The sequence below is a fragment of the Hymenobacter sp. CRA2 genome (assembly GCF_002007105.1).
Classification (GTDB): Bacteria; Bacteroidota; Bacteroidia; order Cytophagales; family Hymenobacteraceae; genus Solirubrum.
The window spans coordinates 99,957-121,763 of the sequence record NZ_MVBC01000004.1 but is presented as its reverse complement, the minus strand read 5'-3'; the positions used below and the strand labels follow the sequence as shown (position 1 = coordinate 121,763).

Annotated in this window: 23 protein-coding genes; 12 read left to right on the top strand and 11 right to left on the bottom strand. The window is 64.4% G+C overall.

What is annotated here, in order from left to right:
- Positions 1-37: 37 nt before the first annotated feature.
- Positions 38-565, bottom strand: a complete 528-nt coding sequence (locus tag B0919_RS08455) for a vitamin K epoxide reductase family protein (RefSeq protein ID WP_078011804.1) — start codon at positions 563-565, stop codon at positions 38-40.
- A gap of 116 nt (positions 566-681) precedes the next feature.
- On the opposite strand from B0919_RS08455, the gene B0919_RS08450 reads away from it, so the two are divergent.
- A complete protein-coding gene (locus tag B0919_RS08450; protein ID WP_078011803.1) occupies positions 682-1,215 on the top strand; it encodes a GNAT family N-acetyltransferase in 534 nt (177 codons plus the stop codon).
- On the top strand, positions 1,215-1,535 hold the full coding sequence (locus tag B0919_RS08445) for a hypothetical protein (protein WP_078011802.1): 321 nt from the start codon (positions 1,215-1,217) through the stop codon (positions 1,533-1,535). Before B0919_RS08450 ends, B0919_RS08445 begins: the two co-directional genes overlap by 1 nt.
- Before the next feature lie 128 nt (positions 1,536-1,663).
- Here the strand turns inward: B0919_RS08445 and B0919_RS08440 are convergent, their stop codons facing one another.
- The 5 genes from B0919_RS08440 to B0919_RS08430 form a co-directional block, all read right to left on the bottom strand.
- Positions 1,664-2,407 carry a hypothetical protein gene (locus tag B0919_RS08440; RefSeq protein ID WP_139361999.1) on the bottom strand — a complete coding sequence of 248 codons (744 nt, stop codon included), beginning with the start codon at positions 2,405-2,407 and terminating at the stop codon, positions 1,664-1,666.
- 102 nt (positions 2,408-2,509) lie between these two features.
- Positions 2,510-2,635, bottom strand: coding sequence for a hypothetical protein (locus tag B0919_RS25855; protein WP_262490546.1), 126 nt, complete (start codon positions 2,633-2,635; stop codon positions 2,510-2,512).
- Positions 2,636-2,679: 44 nt separating this feature from the next.
- Positions 2,680-2,814: a hypothetical protein gene (locus B0919_RS25850; RefSeq protein WP_262490545.1), complete on the bottom strand. Its 135-nt coding sequence runs from the start codon at positions 2,812-2,814 to the stop codon at positions 2,680-2,682.
- Positions 2,774-3,025, bottom strand: coding sequence for a hypothetical protein (locus B0919_RS08435; RefSeq protein ID WP_078011800.1), 252 nt, complete (start codon positions 3,023-3,025; stop codon positions 2,774-2,776). The genes B0919_RS25850 and B0919_RS08435 overlap by 41 nt, the downstream gene beginning before the upstream one ends.
- Positions 3,026-3,174: 149 nt before the next feature.
- The gene (locus B0919_RS08430) at positions 3,175-3,594 is read right to left on the bottom strand and encodes a hypothetical protein (RefSeq protein ID WP_078011799.1); all 420 of its coding nucleotides are present in this window, start codon (positions 3,592-3,594) and stop codon (positions 3,175-3,177) included.
- Between the two features lie 155 nt (positions 3,595-3,749).
- On the opposite strand from B0919_RS08430, the gene B0919_RS08425 reads away from it, so the two are divergent.
- From B0919_RS08425 to B0919_RS08395, 7 genes are all read left to right on the top strand, one after another.
- On the top strand, positions 3,750-6,866 hold the full coding sequence (locus B0919_RS08425; RefSeq protein WP_078011798.1) for a PD-(D/E)XK nuclease family protein: 3,117 nt from the start codon (positions 3,750-3,752) through the stop codon (positions 6,864-6,866).
- 297 nt (positions 6,867-7,163) lie between these two features.
- A complete protein-coding gene (locus tag B0919_RS08420; RefSeq protein ID WP_078011797.1) occupies positions 7,164-7,553 on the top strand; it encodes an STAS/SEC14 domain-containing protein in 390 nt (129 codons plus the stop codon).
- A gap of 143 nt (positions 7,554-7,696) precedes the next feature.
- Complete coding sequence (locus B0919_RS08415; RefSeq protein WP_078011796.1) at positions 7,697-8,131, top strand: nucleoside deaminase; 435 nt, start codon at positions 7,697-7,699, stop codon at positions 8,129-8,131.
- 97 nt (positions 8,132-8,228) lie between these two features.
- Positions 8,229-8,534, top strand: coding sequence for a hypothetical protein (locus B0919_RS08410; protein WP_078011795.1), 306 nt, complete (start codon positions 8,229-8,231; stop codon positions 8,532-8,534).
- Positions 8,507-8,911, top strand: a complete 405-nt coding sequence (locus B0919_RS08405; protein WP_139361998.1) for a hypothetical protein — start codon at positions 8,507-8,509, stop codon at positions 8,909-8,911. Before B0919_RS08410 ends, B0919_RS08405 begins: the two co-directional genes overlap by 28 nt.
- 88 nt (positions 8,912-8,999) lie before the next feature.
- Positions 9,000-9,839, top strand: a complete 840-nt coding sequence (locus B0919_RS08400; protein ID WP_078011793.1) for a mechanosensitive ion channel family protein — start codon at positions 9,000-9,002, stop codon at positions 9,837-9,839.
- Between the two features lie 231 nt (positions 9,840-10,070).
- Positions 10,071-11,849, top strand: a complete 1,779-nt coding sequence (locus B0919_RS08395) for a chloride channel protein (RefSeq protein WP_078011792.1) — start codon at positions 10,071-10,073, stop codon at positions 11,847-11,849.
- An 8-nt stretch (positions 11,850-11,857) separates the two neighbouring features.
- On the opposite strand, the gene B0919_RS08390 is transcribed toward B0919_RS08395, so the two are convergent.
- Complete coding sequence (locus B0919_RS08390; RefSeq protein WP_078011791.1) at positions 11,858-12,319, bottom strand: DUF2809 domain-containing protein; 462 nt, start codon at positions 12,317-12,319, stop codon at positions 11,858-11,860.
- Between the two features lie 182 nt (positions 12,320-12,501).
- Between B0919_RS08390 and B0919_RS08385 the strand changes: the two genes are divergently transcribed.
- Together B0919_RS08385 and B0919_RS08380 are read left to right on the top strand one after the other, a co-directional pair.
- Positions 12,502-13,317, top strand: coding sequence for an oxygenase MpaB family protein (locus tag B0919_RS08385; RefSeq protein ID WP_078011790.1), 816 nt, complete (start codon positions 12,502-12,504; stop codon positions 13,315-13,317).
- Positions 13,318-13,638: 321 nt separating this feature from the next.
- Positions 13,639-16,350: a gliding motility-associated C-terminal domain-containing protein gene (locus B0919_RS08380; protein WP_139361997.1), complete on the top strand. Its 2,712-nt coding sequence runs from the start codon at positions 13,639-13,641 to the stop codon at positions 16,348-16,350.
- Between the two features lie 84 nt (positions 16,351-16,434).
- Here the strand turns inward: B0919_RS08380 and B0919_RS08375 are convergent, their stop codons facing one another.
- The 4 genes from B0919_RS08375 to B0919_RS08360 all read right to left on the bottom strand — a co-directional run bounded on the left by B0919_RS08375 (position 16,435) and on the right by B0919_RS08360 (position 20,375).
- Positions 16,435-17,568, bottom strand: coding sequence for a putative sensor domain DACNV-containing protein (locus tag B0919_RS08375; protein ID WP_078011788.1), 1,134 nt, complete (start codon positions 17,566-17,568; stop codon positions 16,435-16,437).
- Positions 17,569-17,722: 154 nt separating this feature from the next.
- Positions 17,723-18,154 carry an STAS/SEC14 domain-containing protein gene (locus B0919_RS08370; RefSeq protein ID WP_139361996.1) on the bottom strand — a complete coding sequence of 144 codons (432 nt, stop codon included), beginning with the start codon at positions 18,152-18,154 and terminating at the stop codon, positions 17,723-17,725.
- Positions 18,155-18,212: 58 nt separating this feature from the next.
- A complete protein-coding gene (locus B0919_RS08365) occupies positions 18,213-19,244 on the bottom strand; it encodes a LacI family DNA-binding transcriptional regulator (protein WP_078011786.1) in 1,032 nt (343 codons plus the stop codon).
- A 63-nt stretch (positions 19,245-19,307) separates the two neighbouring features.
- On the bottom strand, positions 19,308-20,375 hold the full coding sequence (locus B0919_RS08360) for a glycoside hydrolase family 43 protein (protein WP_078011785.1): 1,068 nt from the start codon (positions 20,373-20,375) through the stop codon (positions 19,308-19,310).
- Between the two features lie 299 nt (positions 20,376-20,674).
- Here B0919_RS08360 and B0919_RS08355 point away from each other — a divergent pair, with 299 nt between their 5' ends.
- Positions 20,675-21,775, top strand: a complete 1,101-nt coding sequence (locus B0919_RS08355) for a cellulase family glycosylhydrolase (RefSeq protein ID WP_078011784.1) — start codon at positions 20,675-20,677, stop codon at positions 21,773-21,775.
- Positions 21,776-21,807 lie beyond the last annotated feature (32 nt).

Here is a 21,807-nt window from a genome sequence, read left to right as displayed (position 1 = left end):
GGGGCTTCAATATTGCGGAGTTTCCGGCAATCCGGCGCTACACTTGCGCCACGCTGTTGGGGCCAGTACCCTGCTGCAGGTTTTTGACGGTGCGCACCACTTCCGGCACGGCCAGCGCCAGCGAGGCCACCGACACCACGTTGGCCATCTGGCAGTAGAAGCACAGTGCCTTGTTTTCCTTCCATTCCTCGCGGGCCAGGGTCATGTTCGTCACCACGTCGCTGAGGATTTTGGCGCCCATGGCCAGCGGCAGCCAGGGCTTCATCAGGGACCGGTCCTTGCCGCCGGCCGAGGCCAGGGCCGTGGTCAGGCCGTAGGTGATGAGCATGCCGGCCGCGTCGGGCGTGTCGAGGCGCTTGTAGCCATAGTCGGAGGCGTCTACCTTGTCCGAGTCGAAGGGGCCCACGGGCGGATCGGGCAGGTGCTTGATGATGCCGGTTTGGTAGAGCGTGACAATCTGCCCCAGTGCCGCCCCAACCAGGGAAAGGCCAATGATCCAGCGGCGGCGCTTGAGGTCGGGCGTTTGGGCAGTACGCAGCTCGCGGCTGAGTTGGGTAGGGTTCATAGGCGTCGGGCTGATAAGGACTCGTGAAACGGGTAGCTTTCAGGTACGCAGGCTACCGGCGCAGGTTTTTGCCCCGACGGGGCGCTGCCTGCCGGGTTTGGCCGTAGCTTTGGCCCATGCCCTTCGCCTTGCCCGAAACTGCCCGCCTGGCCCTGCGCCCCATCACCGCCGCCGACTTCGAGCTGTACTTCCGTTTCCAGACCGACCCGCAGGTGCTGCAGCACATCGGGCCGCCGCGCAGCGCCGCCGTGGTGCAGCAGTACCTCGACAACATGCCGCACGACTACGAGCGGTGGCCGGGCATGGGCCGCTGGTTTACGGTGGACAAGGCCACGGGCGCCGTGGTCGGCATTCACCTGCTCAAGCCGCTGGATACCTCCGCGCACATCGAGCTGGGCTACCGCCTGCTGCCCGAGTACTGGGGCCACGGCTACGCCACCGAAATGGGCCGCGCCCTGGTGCAGTACGGCTTTCAGCAGCTCGGCCTGCGGCAGATCGTGGGCATCACCTCCCCCACCAACGTGGCCTCGCAGCACGTGCTGGAGAAGTGCGGGCTGCGCTACCAGCACATGGCGCACTACTACGGCGCCGAGCAACGCTTCTATACCATCGACAACCCGCAGGCTGCCGCCGCGGCCCCGCAGTCCTGATGCCCGACCAGCTACTGATAACCGTCGAGACCAGCCTGCGCCTGCCCGGGCTGGGCACGCTGGCTGGCGCTGGCCGCCACGACGCCGCGCTGCGCCGCTTTCCGCTGCATGCCAACCTGGAAGTAGAGCTGCGCCTGCCCCATGGCCCACTGAAAGTGCCCGCCACCGTGGAGGAGCTGCAGCGCCCCGCCGACACTCCCGATGCCGATGCCCCGGCCGATTACGTCCTGCTACTCGACTCCGACGCCGTGGGCGAGCTGCCCGTGGGCACGGAAATCTGGCTACCGGCCGAATGGGCCGATATTTATAACCTGAGCTAGAGCTGCTTCGGAGGCCGGTTTAGCCCAGCTTTTCCCGCCGCAGCCGGTATTCCTCGCTGGCGCGATATGCGCGGCCAGCAGCAGCTATTAGCCACAATCCTGGCTGGGGCGGCTCACGTGGTCGGGCTTCAGGACACCCAGCACTCCTCGGCCGCTACGATTACCCAGCGGCCGCCGCGCTTTTCGGCCACCAGTAGCTCGCCTTGCCCACACTTGCCGCCGCAGTAGAAGTTATAGGCCAGCAGGCACTTGGTTTTGGAGGTGTTGAACACCAGCCGCGACAGGCTGACCATGCCGATGGAACAGGGCTTCAGGTACCACTCCTTGTTGGCAGAGGAACCGGGCGCCGGGGTCGGCGCGGACTGCACGCGGGCTGTGCGCAGCCGTAGGTTCGCGGCGCGTAGCTGCCTCTGGCCGGTGCGCAGGCTGTCCAGCGCGGTGCGAACTGCCGCGCCAGCCACGGATTGAAGCATGCCCATCAATCTACCGCCGATTGGCGTCAGCACACCTTCGCCCTGGAAGTAAGACCATGGTGGCAGAAAAGGGCGAAACTCAGCTTGTAGACAAACGGCACTTTGCCGCTCCGGTTGTTGCATCAGATTCTGGCGCAAGCGGTTGACTTCGCGCTGCAGCCCGGTGGTATCGGCATGGTGCAGGTAGGCGTCGGTGCGGACCTGGGAAATGCGCCGCTCGTCGGGCCCCAGGTAGCGGTCATTCCAGCGCTGCTCCACCAGCTGATTGAGCACGTCGGTGTAGACCTGCAGCTGCCGCGCCGCCGACGGCTGTGTCGGCTCGGCCTTGCGCGGCATACCGGTCTGAAACAAGCCACCTGGCCAGGCAAAAAGAACCAGATACAGAAGGAGTTTGCTCATTTACGCAGATGAGGAATCGGATGCAGCAGCAACGTTATTATTCCTCCGGTCCGCATAGTCAATCACCTCGCTGCCTGAAAGAATTTGTGTAATAGCTCGCCGCTAGTGCATGCAGCCCATGTACAGGCGCGTCTTCACCCGAAAAGCCGTGGACACGGCTTGCCGCACCATGGCCAGCGCACTATCGGCGCGGGCGGGCTCCTGGTAGATGCCGGCTACCAGGGCCATGCTTTGGGGTCGGCTGCGGGTGTAGAGGTCGGTGTATTCCAGGCTCAGCGTGGCATCGGGCAGCGCCGCGGAAAATAGTCGCCGGCGTACAGCTCGTCTTCGTCGTCATCGGGCAGCCGGATCAGGTTTTTCTGCTCGTCAAAGAAGCGGCCCAGTGTGTCGCTGGCCAGTGGCGGCATGCAGGCGCAGCATCTGCCGGTGTAGCGGGCGGTAGTGCAGGTTGGTATCGGCTACCACCACGTACATGGTGGCGTACTGGTCGGCGGTATCCGCTGCGGCCAGGTCGGCCGCGTCGGTTTCACTGGCAGCAGCGACGGGCACCACGGCTGGGGCGGCCGTTGACCGGGCGGCGTCCTCGCCCGCAGGCGAACCACAAGCCGTGAGCAGCACAGGGGAAATCAGAGAAGCGAAACCAGCGCGTTTTGAGACATAGCGGGGCAAGATCTAAGCGCCGCCAAGGTAGACAACCCGGGTTCCGGCCTATGCCTTTTCAGCCGGCCGGCTGCGGCCCCGGGCAGCCGAGGCCATGCCACCGGAGGCTACGCCAGCTCCCGCAGCCAGGCGGCCGCTTCCTGAGCGTTGTTGAACACGCGGTAGTGCAGGGCGCCTTCGCGGGCCCCCTGCATCAGCGTGCTCATGGCGAGGCGGGCAAACACGTCGTTGGGCAGGAGCACGGCCGCAATCATTTCGCGCTGCAGGGCGTGGCTTACCTGCAGCCACTGCTCCTTGATCCAGGTGCGCTCTTCGTCGGTAAACGGGTCGAGCAGGCGCTGGTTGGCCAGCATCTTGTTCCAGCCGCGGCGCTTCAGCAGCATCTCCAGGTGGTTCAGGAATGCCTGGTAGTTGCTGAGCAGGCGCGGACCGGCGTTGTAGTCCACGATGACGTAGCCGTCGGGGTGCTCGTAGAGGCGCCCGATAGGATTTTCAAAATATAGCGGCAGGCCCGAAAGAATTAGCATGCAAACAAGGCAAGTAGGAAGAATCGGCGCGGCAACCAGGTGGCAAAACTAGAGCGGTCGAGGTTAAGTTCCTATTGGCCCGCCGGTCTGCTCCTGCTTACGGGCACGGCGGGAGAGCGGCGAAACTGGCCGTCCCCGCCGTATCTTTACCCTACATGACGCCCCACGTTTCCCCCGCCGCCCCGCCCGCCTCCGCTCCTGCCCTCGACCCGGCGGCCCTGCAACCCTTTCTGCGCCAAGCGGCCCAAAACCTGCTGAGCCGCTACTCGGGCACCGAGCTGTCGGACCTGGTGGTGGTGGTGCCCACGCGCCGGGCCGTGGTGTACCTCAAAAACGAGCTGGCCCTGGCGGCGCCCGTGGGCGAGGCCCTCTGGAGCCCGCGCGTGACGTCGATGGAGGACTACATGGTGGACCTGGCCGGCGTGCAGGTGGAGGAGCCCATTGCCCTGCAGTTGCTGCTCTACGACATCCTGCGCGAGCTGGACCCCAACCTGGACTTCGACCTGTTCACGGGCTGGTCGCGCCTGCTGCTCGACGACTTCTCCAACCTCGACCAGAACCTGGCCGATCCGGCCAACCTCTTCGAGTACCTTTCCGAAGCCAAGGCCCTGGAGCGCTGGGACTTATCGGACTCGCCCGCGCCGGCCTCAGCCACGGCGGCGTGGTTCCGCTTCTGGGACGACTTGGAAAAGGTGTACCGCCGCCTGCGCCGTCGCCTTAAGCAGGACAACCTCGCCTACCCCGGCCTGGCCTACCGCCTCGCCGTGGATGCCATGCAGAAGCGCCTGAAGGACGACGAAAGCAAGGTGCCGCAGCACGTGTGTCTGGGCCTGGGCATCCTCTCGCGCGCCGAGCAATACCTGCTGCGCCAGCTGCTGAAGGCGGGCAAGGCCGAGGTGCGCTTCGACACCGACCAGTTCTACCTGCAAGGCTCGCCCAACCGCGCCGGCCTGCCCTTCAGCCGCATCCGCGAGTACCTGGATTTGGGCGTCGAGGCCTTTGGCTTTGCCGAAACCGGCGCCGTGGACCTGCTGCGCACCCTGCCGCGGCAGATTCGCATGATCGGGGTGGCCAACAACTCCATGCAGGGCAAGGTGGCCGGGCAGCTGGTGGTGGAAGGCCTGCAACTGAACCCGCGCGGCTCCGTGGCCGTGGTGCTGCCCGACGAGACGCTGCTGCTGCCCGTGCTCCACGGCCTGCCACCCGAGCAGGTGCCGCAGTTCAACGTGACCATGGGCTTGAGCTTCCGCAGCACCCCGTTGTTCAACCTCATCGACCTGCTGTTTGAGGTGCACCTGACGGGCATTCGGGAGGGCGAAACCGCCTCCGACTACGGCGTGCGGCGCTACCACCACCTCACCGTGACCAAGCTGCTGGCCCACCCCTTCCTGCGCCGCTACGAGCACTGGATTGACCAGCAGCCCGAGCAAGAGCAGTTTCACGGCGTGCTCGACCAGCTCTGCCGCCAGATCATCCAGCGCAACGCCGTGCTCCTTACCGAGGACGAGCTGCGCGAGCTGGGCCGGCACCACCCGCTGGTGGAGGCCCTGTTTCGCCCCTGGCGCAACTGCGACGACGTGGTGCGCGCCTGCTACGAGGTCATCGAGCTGTTGCGCGACGTGTACCGGCAGGAGCACACGGCCATCGAAGCCGAGTACCTGTACCTGTTTTACACCCTGGTGCGCCAGCTCGATTCGGCCTTCGACTGCCGCGCCCAGCGCCCCTCGGTGCGCTCCTTCCGCCGTTTTCTGTACGAGCAGATGACGCGCACGCGCCTGCCCTTTTCCGGTGAGCCGATTGCGCAGGTGCAGGTGATGGGCCTGCTGGAAACCCGCGCCCTGGACTTCGACCACATCATCATCCTGAGCTGCAACGAGCAGATTCTGCCCGCCCCCAAGCGCAACAACTCGCTCTTCCCCTACGACGTGCTCACCAAGTACGGCATGCCCACCTACGCCGAGCACGAAGCCGCCACCTCGCACCAGTTCTGGCGCCTGTTGCAGCGCGCCCGGCGCGTGGATCTGGTGCACATCCTGCCCGGCTCCGAAGGCGTGCAGGCCGGTGAGCGGAGTCGCTTTCTGCTGCAGATCGAGAATGACTTGCGCGACCAGAACCCCGGGCTGGAGCTGCTCGACCTGACGGCTTCGGCCACGGTATTGCCCAACGGGCAGCTGGTAGGCGGCGAAATAGCCCGCGGCTCGGCCACGGCACCCGCGCAGCAAAGCCTGTTCAGCCCCCAACCCGATGTAAGCTCCCCGAAGCCCACTACCGCGCAGAAATACGAGGGCGACCTGGTGCTGGAAAAGGACTACGAAATGCGCGGCGCTATCCGCGGCCTGCTGGAGCGCGGCCTATCGGCTTCGGGGCTGAATCAATACCTGACCTGCTCGCTGCAGTTCTACTTCTCGCGCATTGCCAAGTTTCAGGAAACCGAAGGCGTGCGGGAGGAGTTGGGGGCCGACGTGTTTGGCACGGCCGTGCACTACGTATTGGAGCAGCTGATGACGCCCTTCGTGGCGGCCGGCCACCCCATTACGGCCGAGGACGTAGCCAGCTGGCTGCCACAGATTCCGACCCTGCTGGAGCGCGGCCTTGCCCTCGACGACGGGGCCGAAACCGAAAACCCGCGCCAGCAGCTGCCCGACGAAGGCCTCAATCACGTGCTGCGCGGCGTGGGCGTGCGCCTGGTGGAGCGCTACCTCGACACGCTCACGCAGCAAATCACAGAAACCGGCCCGCTGAAGGTGGTGGGCCTGGAAGAGGAGCTGCACGGCACGGTGTTCGTGGATACCAAGGACGGCGAGCGGGTGGCCGTGCGCCTGGTGGGCTACGCCGACCGCGTGGACGAGCTGCCCGACGGCCGCCGCCGCATCATCGACTACAAAACCGGCGCGGTGCACGGTGGCGGGCTGAACCTGCTGGGCAGCGCCCGCAAGAAATACAGCCCTACCGAAGCCCTGGAGCGCCTCGTCTCCGAGGCCGGCGGCGGCACTGATAAGGTCCGCCAGCTCTGGCTCTACCGCCTCATGCTGGCTCAGCGCGGCTACGCGGCCGCCGAAGCCGCCATCATCCCCCTGCGCAGCCCCGACCCGAAGCCCCTTGAAGCCGACCTCTCGTTTATGACTGCCGAGGGCCTGCTATTCGAGGAGACCAGCCTGCAGGCTATGACGCGCCTGGTGGACCGCATGCTGGACCCGGAGGAGCCCATCCGCAAAACCGACGACCTGAATGTGTGCCAGTACTGCCCCTACAAGGGCATCTGCGCGCGCTAGCACTGGCCAGCACGACAGCGGCAAAACCGGCTGTCATTGCGAGCAACGCGAAGCAATCGGGCCTGTACAGTGTGCTGACCGTCATATAAGCACCGCCCGAACCCGATGTCTGCCGGCTTCGGGCGGTGCTGTTTTCGGTTGGTAAGCATTGTCTCAACGGTGCTACTAAGGATTGACGCCGCTTGATGCGCGGAGTATCGTGCCTCCTCGCAATGACAGCAGAGTGTTGCCGTCACTGGACTAACCCCCAACCCCAAGGCGCGTAGTAAACGCATCATCCATCCTCGACTCCCTGCCATGCTGCGCGCCCTCGACCACCCCGACCAAAACCTGCTGACGCTCACCCTCGACGGCGCCGTCTCGAAAGCCGACTACGACCAGGTAGTACCCCTGCTGGAGCAAAAAATTGCCCGCTACGGCAAGGCTAACGTCTGCGTGGAGGTACGTGGCTTCGACGGGATTTCGCTGCGGGCGCTCTGGGAGGACATCAAGCAGGACGTGAAGCACTACACCCACTTCCACCGCGTGGCCGTGCTCAGCGCCGACAACGCCCTCATCAAGTCGGCCGTGGGCTTTGCCGGGGGCCTCGTGCCGGCCACCTTCCGCCATTTTCCGCTGGAACAGCTGGCCGTGGCCGAAGCCTGGGCCCGCGGCGAAGAGTCCGCAGCGGCCAACGTACCGAGCTGAGCCCGTATGCGCTGGCTCGCCGGGGTCGCAGGGAAGTTGTCGGGCGTGCTGCTATCTTGGCCTGACCACGGCCCGAGCAGCCGCGCAACGGTCATTTACGCCGTAGCTTTGCCTCCCATTTTCTCATTCCCTCTCTTCCTCCCATGGACGAATTCATGCAAGCCGCCATCGACGAAGCCCGCCTGGGCCGCTCGCAAGGTGGCATTCCTATCGGCTCGGTGCTCATGCGCAATGACGAAATCGTAGCCCGCGGCCACAACAAGCGCGTGCAGGAGCTCAACCCCATTTTGCACGGCGAAATGGACTGCCTCAACAACGCCGGCCGCCAGCGCACCTACCGCGACACGGTGCTCTACACCACCCTGATGCCCTGCTACATGTGCGCCGGCACCATCGTGCAGTTCAAGATTCCCAAAGTGGTGGTGGGCGAAGCCCGCACCTTCGGCGAGTCGAAGGCGTTCCTGGAGAGCCACGGCGTGGAGGTAGAAATCCTCGACCTGCAGGAGTGCGTGGACATGATGCAGGAGTTCATCGAAGCCGAGCCCACGCTCTGGAACGAGGACATCATGGAGCTGTAAATCAGCCTGCTACTTTACTACTGCGCCCCGGCGTCCGGCGGGCCCCTTCACATGTTTGTGTGAGTGGGCTTTCGGGCGCCGGGGCGTATGTTTGGGCATGGAACCGCCCCGGCTTTTCGCCTCCAAACGCTGCCCGCACTGCGGGCTCTGGTCGGACCATCAGCACCGCCCCGACGACCGGTGCGAGCATTGCCACGAACTGCTCGACCCGCTGGGGCCCGAGCGCGAGGCGAAGCTGCAGCAGGCCTGGAAATGGGAAATGCCCCCCGCGATGCTCATTCCCATCCCGCCGACCGACCCGGCTTGGCTGCGCGGCTTAAAGTACCTAGTGCGCGGCGGGCAGCTGCTGTTTGCGGCCACCGTATCATTTATCCTGTGGCTCATCACGGCCATTGCCGGCTAGCCCTGGCGCCGCTGCGGCAGCCGTTGTTCGCGGCGGCGTGCGTCGCGTACAGCGCTTTTCAGCTGCTCACGCGCGGCTTTGGCTACCGCTTTCCCACCTGGGTTTCCAGCTGGCTGGCCGATGCGCTGTGCGTGCCCGTGGTGCTTACGCTGGCTTTGGTGGCGCAGCGCGTACTGCGCCGCCAGCCCCGGTTTGTGTTACCCGATGCGTGGCTGGTGGCCAGCTGGCTGTACGTCAGCCTGTGGTTTGAGCTGCTGGCGCCGTGGCTGCTGCCCGCCCGCTACGCCGCCGACGGGCTCGACGTGCTGGCCTATGCCGCGGGCACCTGGGCTTTTCGGCGTTGGCTGAACGGCCCGGGCCCGACCGGCCGCCGCTAACCCTAACCCCGACCTTTCGCGTAGAACCCAATGCTGCCCGCCGCGCCCTGTGCACGGCGGGCTTTTCCATTCCCGAAATTCTCCGCCTATGCTGCTCAACGACCTCCACCGGGTCCTTTCCACTTACTGGACACAGTTTCTGTACCTGCTGCCCAAGCTCGCAGTAGCCCTGATCCTGCTGGTCATTGCCGTTTTTCTCGCCAACCGCCTCAGCTCCCTCATCGGCGGGCGGCTGCACGCCCGCTCCCACGACCCGCTGCTGGCCGAGTTCCTGACTCGCCTCACCAAGTGGGCTTTCATCCTGCTCGGCCTCACGCTTGTGCTCCAGGTTATCGGCCTCACGGGCATCGTGAGCGGCATGGTGGCCGGCGCGGGCCTGACGGCCTTCGTGGTCGGTTTTGCTCTGAAGGACATTGCCGAAAATTTCCTGGCCGGCGTGGTGCTGGCCTTCAACCGCCCCTTCCGCATCCACGACACCATTCAGATCAAGGACAACCAGACCTTGATGGGCCGGGTGGAGGCCCTGAACCTGCGCACCACTCTTATCAAGACCTTTGACGGCAAGGACATTTACCTGCCCAACGCTCTGGTGCTGCGCGAGCCGCTAATCAACTTCACCCGCGACGGCCACATCCGCCAGGATTTTCTGGTGGCCGTGGACATGGAAGGCAAGGGCGGCCCCGAGCAGCTGCGCGACCTGATCCTCGACTTCGTGCGCCGCTTCAAGGATGTCAAAGACGAAGAAGGCCACCGGCCCTACATCATCCTGGAGAAAACCGACGGCACCGTGGCCACCCTGCACGTGTACTTCTGGACGTTTTCGGAGGACTACCGCCGCGGCACCCAGGAGCTGAAAAGCGAGCTGATGCAGGGCATCCGCGAGTTGCTGCTCCAGCAGGGCTACCCGCACCCGGCCGCAGTGCAGTAGCGCTTGCTGCGCCTGGCCGCAGAACGCTCCGATTGGGTTAACCGCTAGGGCAAGTGCTGTTACTCAGAATTTTATTCTGCCGGCCGGCTACTTAGTTAAGGGGCTTTAGTGCTTCGGGAAGCATTTTTTCGCCCCGATAAGCCTGCGAACAACCCTTTCTGCGTATCATGCGAGTGACCAGAGTGGCCGGATGTTTGCGGCCCCGCCCGTCCTAGACCTGAGTGTCCCCGCATGGCCAAAAGCGTAATCCACCGAATCCTGAGCCCACTGCTGCTCTGGCGCCTGCGCCACGTCAGCGACCGGGTATACCTGATTCTGGTGAGCATCATCGTCGGGATGCTGGCGGGGCTGGCGGCCGTGCTGCTCAAAAACAGCGTGCATTGGGGCCAGCAGCTGCTCTACGGCTGGATTCCGGAGCAGAACCGCGTCTTCGCACTCTTCCTCTACCCCATCATCGGCATCGGCCTGACGGTGCTGTTTACGCGCTACGGGCTGCACGGCAACCTGGGCCGCGGCATCGGGCCCATCATCTACTCGGTGGCCCGGCAGGGTAGCATCGTACCGCGCTCCAAGCTGTACTCGCAGTGGGTCAGCTCCTTGCTCACGGTCACGTTCGGCGGCTCGGCCGGTCTGGAAGCCCCGATTTCCGTGACCGGCTCGGCCATCGGTTCCAACACGGCCCGCATCCTGCGTGTGAGCCGGCGCGAACGGCGCCTGCTGGTGGGCTGCGGGGCGGCGGCGGGCGTGGCGGCCATCTTTAACTCGCCTATTGCCGGGGTGCTGTTTGCGGTGGAAGTGGTGCTGAGCGAGCTGTCGGCGCCGTTTTTCATTCCGCTGCTCATCTCCTCGGCCACGGCCACGGTGGTGTCCAAGCTGCTGTTTTCGGGCCAGCCCTTCGTGCTCATCACCACCAGCTGGTCCATCGACACCATCCCGTTTTATCTGGTGCTGGGCCTGGGCGCGGCCTTGCTCTCGGTGTACATGATCCGCATGTACTTCGCGGCCGACAAGATATTTGAACGCTGGCGCGGCACCTTCCGCAAGGTGGTGTTGGGCGGCGTGGGGCTGGGCGTGCTGGTATTTCTTTTTCCCACGCTTTATGGCGAGGGCTACAACGTGGTGCAAAACCTGCTCAGTGGCGAGCCGCAGCACCTGCTCGACGCGAGTATTTTCTCGGTGTACCGCGACGAAAACGTGTGGATCCTGCTCACCGTGGCCCTGTGCTCCATGCTGCTGAAGGTGTTTGCTACCTGCATTACCATTGGCGCGGGAGGCAACGGGGGCATGTTCGGCTCCTCGCTGTTTTCGGGGGCGCTGCTCGGGTTCATCATCGGGCGGCTGATCAACGTGAGCGGCCTGTTTGTGGTGCCGGAAGTGCATTTCGTAGTGCTGGGCATGGCCGGGGTGCTGGCCGGCGTGGTGCACGCCCCGCTGACGGCCATCTTCCTCATCGCCGAAATCACCGGCGGCTACGCTCTGTTTGTGCCGCTGATGTTCGTGACCAGCTGCTCCTACCTCATCACCCGCTACTTCGAGCCCTACTCGGTGTACACGCGCAAACTGGTGCAGCGCGGCGTGTACGTGCACCAAGACCGCGACCGGGGCCTGCTGGCGCAGCTGGACCTCTCGCGCCTCGTCGAGACGGACTTTGAGCCGGTGCAGCCTGAGGCTACGCTGGGCGAGCTGGTCGACATCTTCCGCCACGCTACCCGCAACCTTTTCCCCGTGGTAGACGAGGACGGCGCCCTGGTGGGCATCATTTCGCTGGACCAGGTGCGCGACGCCCTCTTCGACGAGGCCCACTACACCACCACCCGCGTGAGCGACCTGATGAGCGAGCCGCCCGCCACCGTGAACGTGGACGACACCCTGCTCGACACGCTGCGCTGCATGGAGCAGCTGAACGTATGGGCCCTGCCAGTGCTCAAAAACGGCCGCTACGTGGGCTTCCTGCTCAAATCGTCCATTCTGGCGGGCTACCGCAAGCAGCTCATCAAGGAAAGCGAGTAAGCCCGGTTCTACTCAGTAGCTGACCGTTTTGGCAACGACCTCGTCGCCTTAACAGCTCCCTTCCGCTCCACCCACCATTCCAGTCCGCAGCCGGCCGCTATGCCTATGGTGTAGCAGACGATGTCGGACCACAGGAAGCCGCGGCCCAATACCAAAGCGCCCACGGTGGTGCGGCGTAGCGCGTCGAGCAACGACGCATGGTATAGCTGGCTGACTTCGATGGCCACGGCGAAGAGCCACGCCGCGCTGGCCCGCCGTCCCCGTTTTGCCTGCGGCAAGGCGCTACTAAGCAGCCAAAACACCATCAGGGCCCATAAAGCGTCGCCGGCGTAGGCCCCCACCCACGCGGGCAGATAGGCCCGGAAGCGCCTTGACGACCAGCCTAATAGGGCCGTAACCACTGCCAGCCCGAGGAAAGCGCCACGGCGTTGGGCGGCAAGCGGCTGGGTGCGCAAACGTGCGGGAAGCATAAGCGAAGTAGAACTAACGGAAGCAACGTTGCTCCACGAATGGTTGGGCGGGTAAGCGTTGGCAAATCAAATCAATTATTAACTTTGAATAACAAAGTACTTTTACAAATTCTTCGCACCGCATACCGGCACCTGCCCTGCTTGCCTGGGGTTAAGCAAGCGTTGCTTCTTCTTCCTGCCTTATGGTTTCTGTTGCCAGCCCGCATTATTTCGTTTCGCCCGATTCCGTCGTCCGCCGCATCTGGGGCAAGGCCGACACCATCCTCTTCATCTTTGCCGGGGCCGCGGCCGAGTTTGCCTTGAACAAGGCCGTGGACTGGCTGTACTTCACCGGCCGCCTACCCGCCGACCCGCTGGGCCGGCTGTTTTCCACCGTCACCTATGCCCGGCAGATCGTCTTTGCCGAGCAAGTGGCCGCCGAGCGCGCCATCGATACCATTGCCGCCATTCACGCCGCAGTGGAGGCCAAGCGCGGCATGAGCATTCCAGCCTGGGCTTACCGCGACGTGCTTTTCATGCTGATTGATTACTCCATCCGCGCCTTTGAAGCCTTGGAGCGCCCCCTGACGCTGCCGGAAAAAGAGGAAGTATTTGAGGTATTCACGCGCGTGGGGCAGCGTATGGGCATTCCCGATTTGCCCACTTCCTACGCCACGTGGCTGCCCGTGCGGGCCCAGCACCTGGCCGACGACATGGCCCCGAGCCGCTACACCGCCGACCTCTACCACCAGTACCGCCGGCACCTCGGGCCGGTGCGCTACCACCTGTTGCGGCATGCCCAAGGCCTGGTGACGCCTGAGCCGGTGCGCCAGATGCTCACCCTGGGGTCGGGCGCCGCGTTACGCCCCATTATCTTCGTGTACCGGCGCGTTGGGGACTTCGCCCTCAGCCAATGGGCGCGGGTGAGCCTGCTGCCGGCCGCCTACCGGGCCCAGATTGCGGCCTTGGATGTGAATTTTTCGGCGCCGGTGCATCTAGCGGTTAGTACCGTGCACTAGCGGCCCTCCGGTACGCCGCCAATCGGAGGGCGCTGACAGGAATTTAAAAAATCCGGGATGAACATGTACGATTTTTGTAAGGCCGTCCGTTGCCCGTTCATCATCCGGCTTACCATTCTCTTTCAGCGGCGCTAACCTCCTTTGCGTATGGCATTTCCATTACCCTATCGATTGGTTTGGGCAAGGTTTCTGGCAGGCTTAGCCCTGTCGCTTTTGGGGTTACTGGCCACCCCGGCGCGGGCTTCCCATATTCGGGCGGGCGACATTCAGGCGAAAAGCGACACGACCTCGGCCCGCAACCCGTTACGCATCTTTTTCAAGATGGTAACTTATACCGATGCTGGCTCACCGGCGGATAACGCCAACGACGAAACGATTTTTTTCGGCGACGGGACCAGCAGCGCCACCGGCTGTAACCGTGGGGGAATTACCCGCGCCAGTCGGGTCAACATCGGTAACGGAACCAACCGCAACGTCTATTACTTCGAGCATACCTACAATGCGCCGGGGCGCTACACGGTATCCTTTATCGGCGAATTCCGCGACGAGAACATCAGCAATGTGCCGTCGTCCGACCAGCGTAGCTTCCTCATTTATACGCTAATTACCATCGACCCCACCGTTGGGGTAAATCATTCGCCGGTGCTCAACGCGCCGGCCGTTGACCGGGCCGCCGTCGGCAAGGTGTTTTTGCACAATCCTGCTGCATCAGATGCCGACGGGGATTCGCTGGCCTACCAGAAAGTGGTTTGCCTGTACGAACCGCGCGGCATAGAAGCCATTTTGTGTGCCAGCACCAACCGGAACCGTCCCCAACCGGTGGTTCTGCCCGGCTATGTATACCCCAATGAGCAGAGCGTTTCACCCGGCAGCGTTCAGGTAGCTTACGCCGGCCCACCGGTACCGCAGGTAGGCGCTTTGGCTATCCTGGAAATTGACGCGCGCACCGGGCAGCTCGTGTGGAACGCGCCCAACACGGTGGGCAGCTACAACGTGGCCTTTAAAGTGGAAGAGTGGCGCCGCATGCCCAACGGGAGCCGCCTCAAAATCGGGGAAGTGCTGCGCGACATGCAGATTACGGTGCTGGCTACGGCCAATAACCGCCCCCTGATAGTAGTGCCGCGTGATACGTGCGTGGTAGCAGGTACCACTATCACGCGCACCATTGAGGCCACCGACCCGGACAACAATGCTATTCGGCTGACGGCGTACGGCGGTATTTTCCCGCCGGCTACTTTCCGCCAAACGGTCAACCAAGCCGGGCGCGCCGAGGGCGTGTTTACGTGGTCCACGAACTGCTCCGATGTTGCTTCAGACCCCAAGCTGGTTGTGTTCAAGGCCGAAGACCAGCCCACGAGCGGGCCGGTGCTGATTGACGAGCGACCGTGGCGCATCACGGTGGTCGGCCCTGCGCCGACGAACCTGCGGGCCGCGGCGCAGGGCAGCACGGTGCAGCTGACGTGGGACCGGTACGTGTGCCAGAACGCTTCGCGGCTGCTGATCTACCGCAAGGAGAACCCGTCCACCTGGAACCCGTCGGGGGCCTGCGACGTGGGCATCCCGGCCAGCGCGGGCTACGTGCAGGTGGGCACGGTGGCGGCCAACCTGCAGACCTTCCTCGACGACAACGCCGGGCGCGGGCTGGACCGGGGCAAGACCTACTGCTACCGCATCTACGCCGAGTTTCCCCGCCCGGCCGGCGGGGCCAGCCTGGCCTCGCGCGAAGCCTGCGTCACCCTGCAGGGCCGCGCCGCCCTCTTCACCAACGTCACCGTCGACCGCACCGACGCCACCACCGGCCAAATCACGGTGAAGTGGACCAGCCCCGCCAGCTCCTCCGGCTTCAATCCGCCCGTGGGCTACCGCCTTTTCCGCAGCGCCGCCGGGGCGCCGTTTACGCTCGTGCGCACGTTCAACTCGCTGGCTGATATCGTGCACGTAGACCCCAACCTGAACACGCGCGACCTGACGTATGGCTACCGCCTGGAATTCTTCAGCAACGTATCAACCCAGCCCAACTCGGCGGTGCTGATCGAAACGGCCGGGCCCGCGAGCAGCGTGCGGGTAGAGGCGACACCCAACCCGGGCTTGCGGCCGAGCATAGTGGTGCGCTGGACTTACAGCGTGCCGTGGAACAACAGCGGCAGCCGTACGCGCATTTACCGCAAAGACCCGCGCAGCACCACGTACCTACTGATCAGCAGCAGCGCCACCAGCACCAGCACGGGCGGCGTGTACCTCGACAACGACCCGGTGCTACGCATGAACGAGACCTACTGCTACTACGTGGAAACGGTGGGTGGCTACGACGCCCCGCAGCAACCGCAGGACCTCATCAACCGCAGCCAGGAACTATGCGTGGCGCTGACGCAGGCGCCCTGCCGCCCGGTGCTCACGCTGCAGGGCCCCGACTGCGAAGCGCTGAACGCGCAGGCCAAGCAGTACCCCTCGCCCCTGCCCAAGCCGCTGACCTACACCAATAACCTGAGCTGGGCGCTCAGCCGCCGCCCCGAAGGCTGCAACGCCCGCATCGTGGAATACCGTGTGCTCTACAGTGCCCAGTGCGACAGCAGCGCCTTCCTGGAGGTCGGCCGCACCCGCGGCAACAGCTTCGCGCACCCCAACCTGACCTCGGCCGCCGGGTGCTACCGGGTGCTGGCCGTGGATTCGGCCGGGGCTACGGCCGCCAGCAACATCGTGCGCGGGGAGGACTGCCGCATCTTCGTGCTGCCCAACATTTTCTCGCCCGACGGCGACCAGCGGAATGAAACGTTCCGGCCCATTTTTGCCAGTCCCATCGTGGGGGCGCAGGTCAAGATCTTTAACCGCTGGGGCGCGCAGGTGTACAGCGGCCACGCCGGCAACGACCTCACGCTCTGGGACGGCGGCGGGGCCCGCAGCCCCGAAAGCGGCGGCCGCGACGCCGGCGCTAAGGCCTCGGCCGGCACTTACTTCTACCTGATCGAAGTGGAATTTGCCGACCCGAACCACACCCGCCAGACTTACAAAGGCTGGTTGGAGCTGATGCGCTGAGCCGGACCAGGTATTGATTGAAACGCAACAGCCGGAGCGCCCACGGGGTACTCCGGCTGTTGCATTGTGACCGGTGCCGCGGCCTCAGAGCAGCAGCACGTCGATGCGGTGGGCGTGCACCTTGTTCCATTCGGAGGACCAGGCAAAGACGGTAAAAAAACCGTCCTGCGAGGCTACCAGCGCCAAGGCGTCGCGCTGGTCGTGCACGAACTGCGCAGCGGCCAGGTGCCGTGTGCCGCCGTTCTGGGCGGGGTGCGCGGGCCGAGCCGTGCTGCCCACCACGGGTTCGGTTATCAGCATTTCTTCCACCGCTACGCTGCCCTTGGCCCGGGCAACTTTGGCCCCGAAAGCCAGCAACCGATAATCCTGCGTAATCACAGTGGCGCCGTCGACGGAGGTAAACCCGCCCACGATATTGATGGCCCGCCGCAGGTTTTTCTGCCAGTCCGGCGCGCTGTGCCGCTGATTCATTACGTCCGTAATGCCGGTATAGGCCGGGGCCACCGGGTAAGACATAGGCTGCACAATGGACGCCTGCCAGAGGTCCGAGTTTTCGGGCACCACCAGCACCAAGCCGCCGCGGCCGTGGGCCCGCATCACGGCGGCCAGCTCCACCAGCACGTCATCGGTTTCTTCGGGGGTGCCGGGCAGCGCGCCGCCCGGCAGAAAACGGCGCAGCGCCCGGCAATCGGCAATGGCCGAGTTGTCGGCGTCGACCACCTGCAGCTGGTCGCCGCGCATGATGGCCACGTTCACGAATTTGCCGAAGCCGTCGGCGCGCGGGTGCTTCACCACCAGCAGACCGGGCTCGGTGACTTCGAGCACGAAGCACAGCGGCGGTAGCTCCGTGACGGTGCCCCACACATGCAGGCCATCCGCGTCGTGCCACACGCCCAGGTGAATGCCGGGCTGCTCCACGGCCGGGGCCAGCTTGATGAGGTTGTGGGGCGTCAGGCGCTTGCGCTGCCCAAACACCAGGGGCTGCAGCGCTTCGGCAGGCGGCAGCAGGGCCAGCGTGATTTTGGGCGGGTGGCCTTCCTCACGCCGCAGGCTGGCCCAGAATGCCACGTCGATAATGGCCTCTATTACGGCTGCCAGTGGCGCCGGGGCCAGCCGGGGCCGCTGTTGGGGAGTAGCCAGGAGGCGGTGCTCGGCAAAGTGGGCTTCGATGGTGGGCGCTGCCATGCGGGCAGCGAGGTAGGTTGGTTCAGAGAGCATGGGCGATAAAAGCACGGGAGCAGCAACCTACGGTGAATCGGGCAGGAAGACAACGGGCAAAGCCCAACATCAACCAATAACCGCGGCTACGGTTCAGCCGCCGCCAGCTAGCCGTCTGCTGTGGCTTGCTCAGCTAAGGTTCTGGGGGCGACGTTCAAGCCAAAAAGGGCCGGGTGAGCTGCTGCGGGGCCTGCAAGAGCCAGGAATAAGCCGAATCTACGTCGTCGAAGATGGATACCACGGGGTAATCAGCCGCGCGCAGGGCTGCTTCCATGGCGGAGCGGTCAGCTTGGTTTTGCTGCGCCGCCACCCAGGCAACATGGCCCACGCCCAGCGCGGCAAAACGGCTGAACATGCGCGTGCCCACCCACGAGGCTGCTTCATGCCACTCGCCCTGCAGCTGGCTATGGTCGCTGAGAATTTTGCCTACAGGATGCGCGTACAGGCAGCTGAGAATCTGCTCGCAGTACTTGCGCACCGAGGCTTGGTCGTGGCGGCCTGTCCATTCGCTGAAGAGGCACTGCTGCACGGCGTCGTAGTGCACCGACAGCCCTTCGGCACTGATCAGACAGCAACGTGAATTCATACGCGAAACAAGCCCGTGAATCGAAGCTCAACCATCCACAAACGGAATGCGGCCGGGCTTAGTTGGGGTCGGTGCGGCGGGAAGAGCCCCGAACCAGCAGCTCGGGCTGCAGCACGATGCGACGCGGCGACGCGCCGGGGCTGCGCGCGTGCCGCATTTCCAGAAACAGGCGCACCGCGTCCTGCCCCATCTGCTCGCAGTGCTGGTCCACGGTGGTGAGCATGGGCTCGGTGAAGGAAGTGAAGGTTTCGTTGCTGAAGCCGCTCAGGGCCAGGTCCTGCGGCACGCGCAGGCCGTGGACTTTCAGCTCCTGCAGGGCGCCCACCACCGAAAAGTCGCTGGCCGAAAACACGGCGTCGGGAGGCCAGGGCAGTTGCAGCAGGTACTGCATGCCGGCCACGCCGTCTTCCAAGGTCATATCGCAGTAGTAAATCAGTGCGTCGTCGAGGGGCAAGCCGGCTTCGCGCAGGGCGTCCTCGTAACCCAGGCGGCGGTTCTTGTAGATATTCAGGTGCTGCGGACCGCCGAAGTGGGCAATGCGGCGGCAGCCCTGCTCGATGAGGTGGCGGGTAGCCCGATAGCCCCCTTCCCTATCGTCGAGCACCACGGCCGAGACGTCGAGCCCGTCGAGCACGCGGTCGAAAAACACCAGCGGAATTTCCTGCTTGTGCACCTTCTCGAAGTGGCGGAAGTCGCGGGTGGTGCGGGCCAGGGACACCAGAATGCCCTCTACCTGCGCGCTGAGCAAGGATTCGATGTTCTTCTTTTCGTGGCGCACGTCTTCGTTCGACTGGCAGATCATCACGTTGAAGCCGGCCTTGCTGGCCACCGTTTCGATGCCCTTCACGACCATGGTAAAGAAATGCCCGTCGATGTGCGGCACCATCACGCCGAGCAGGTTGCTACGGCCCTTGCGCAGGCCGGCGGCCAGGTGATTGGGCTGGTACTGCAGCTCCCGGGCCAGCTGCCACACCCGCTGCTTGGTAGCGTCGCTGGTCTTGGGGTGGTCGTTCAGCGCCCGCGAAATCGTCGACACCGACACGCCGAGCTGCCTGGCCAGATCAGTGATGGAAGCTTTTGCCCGGGCCACGGTGATGCGATGATGAGTGGAAAAACGGATACTACGGCTGCGCTGGCCTTACGGTCGGGCGGCCTACGTCGGCAGCGGCTGCGGGGTATAGGTGGGCCCGAGGCAGCGCGGCCCCTGCGCCGTCCACGTCAGCCGGTCGATGCAGAGCTGCCGCTCGGTCATGGCTTCGTTCCAGGCGTGGTAGATGAGATATTCGGTCTTGCCATCGGGGCTGAGCACGTGCGAGTGGTGGCCGGGGCCGCGCACGTGGCCGGGCACGGCGTGGAGCACGCGGGCGCCCTTGCCGGCCCCGGCATCGGAGTAAGGGCCCAGGATGGAATCGGCCACGCAGAAATCGACGCCGTAGCGGGTGGTCAGGAAGTTGGCCCCGCTGTAGAAGCAGTAGTACTTGCCGGCGTGCTTGCGCACGAAAGGTCCTTCCAGGGTGTGCCACTCGGGAAAGGTGCGGTTGTCATAGAGCGGCATGGTGCGGTTTTTCTCGAATACCGTCCAATCGTGGCGGGCGCGCATCACGGTGCGGCTTTCGCCGGCCAGGCGGGTCATGTCCAGCAGCCGGTCCACGGCCAGGCCGGTGCCGGGGCGGTAACCGTGGTCGGAATCGATGAAGTCGCGGGCGTAGAACAGGTACCACGTGCCGTCAGTATCTTGGTACGGGTGCGCGTCGATGGTAAACTTGCTGTCGGGCACGTCGAGTAGGGCCACTTGCTGGTACGGGCCCTCGGGCTTGGTGCTGGTGGCCACGTGCAGGCGGTGCCCCACGGCCGCCCCGATGGCCCCGCCGCCCATGGAGTAGTACATGTAGAACGTACCCTTGTGGTACACCACTTCAGGGGCCCAGAACTCGGCTCCCTCGGCCCCGACCGGCGGCGTGAGGGCGCCGCCGGCGCTTTTCCAGTCGACGAGGTTGGTGGAGGTGAGCAGGGTGAAGATGCGCCCGTCGGTGGTGCGGCCGCTGCCGGTGGTGCCGAAGGCGTAGTAGCGGCCCTGGTGGCGCAGCACGAAGGGGTCGGGGAACTGCCCGGCGTACACGGGGTTGGTGTAGGTGCGCGCGGCAGCCAGGGCCTGGTGCTGGATGGCGAGGGTGGCCAGACCAGCGGCGGCCTGCTGCAGAAAATCACGACGAGAAGGCATGGCAGAGCTGATTATCAGGCGCGAATGGGAGAAAACCTACCGGTAATTTATATGCACAAAAGATGGAAGCGTTTGCATTGGCTCACTCCTACGCTTAGTTTGCAATAGCCAGGCGCCGCAAATAATTGCTGCTCCCGACGGCCACGTTTCCGGCCGACTAGCCGAGCCACCAACACGCCGCAGCAGCAACGTCAGCGCGCATTTTTCGGCCCGTATCCCGGCCTGGACAGTCCCAACTGCGCCGTGGGCAGTTTTCCTTCGCCCGGCGGCTTTGCCCGACCTTACTCCCACCCTGCGTCATGAAGAAATGCATCCTGCTGCTACTGGTTTTGCTGCTGGCCCAGCAGCCGATGTTCGCGCAAAAAGTCAAGGTCAAAACCAAACGAGCGGCGGCGACGAGCGTAGCAGACCAGCGCTGGCCCATCGAAAAGGCCCGGACCTGGTACCGCGCCCATCCGTGGCTGAGCGGCACCAACTTCATTCCCAGCACGGCCATCAACCAGCTGGAAATGTGGCAGGCCGACACCTTCGACCCGGCCACCATCGACCGGGAGCTGGGCTACGCCGCGGGCATCGGCTTCAACACGATGCGGGTGTTCTTGCATAGCCTGGCCTGGCAGCAGGACCCCAAGGGCTTCAAGGAACGCGTCGGGCGCTACCTGGCCATTGCCGATAAGCACCACATCCAGACGATGTTCGTGTTCTTTGATGACTGCTGGAACAAAACCGCCCAAACCGGCCCGCAACCGGCGCCCAAGGTGGGCATTCACAACTCCGGCTGGCTGCAGGACCCCGGCGACCCGGCCTCGCGCGACTCGGCTACCTTCGTCAAGCTCAAGCCCTACGTGCAGGACGTGCTGAACACATTCAAGAACGACCCGCGCGTACTGCTTTGGGACCTGTACAACGAGCCTGGCAACTCGGGCAAGCTCACCGCCTCGCTGCCCCTGCTGCGCAACGTCTTTGCCTGGGCCCGCGAGGTGAATCCCAGCCAGCCGCTGAGCGTGGGCCTGTGGTCCTACGACTTCCAGGCGCTGAACACCTACCAGGCCCTGCACTCCGACGTCATCACCTACCACAGCTACGACGACGTGGTGGTGCACCAGCGGCTGGTGGATATGCTGGTAACCCACGGCCGGCCGCTCATCTGCACTGAGTACATGGCCCGGCCGCGCAACTCGCGCTTTGCCACCGTGATGCCCATGCTGCGCAAGATGAACGTGGGTGCCATCAACTGGGGCCTGGTGGAGGGCAAAACCAACACCAAGTACCAATGGGAAACGCCCCTGCCCGACGGCAGCGAGCCGGCCGAGTGGTTTCACGAGGTATTCCGCCGCGACGGCACGCCCTACCGGCAAGACGAAGTAGACCTGGTTCGGAAGCTGAACGGCAAGAAATGAAGCGGTTTGGAAAGCTTTTCTCGCCGCCCGTC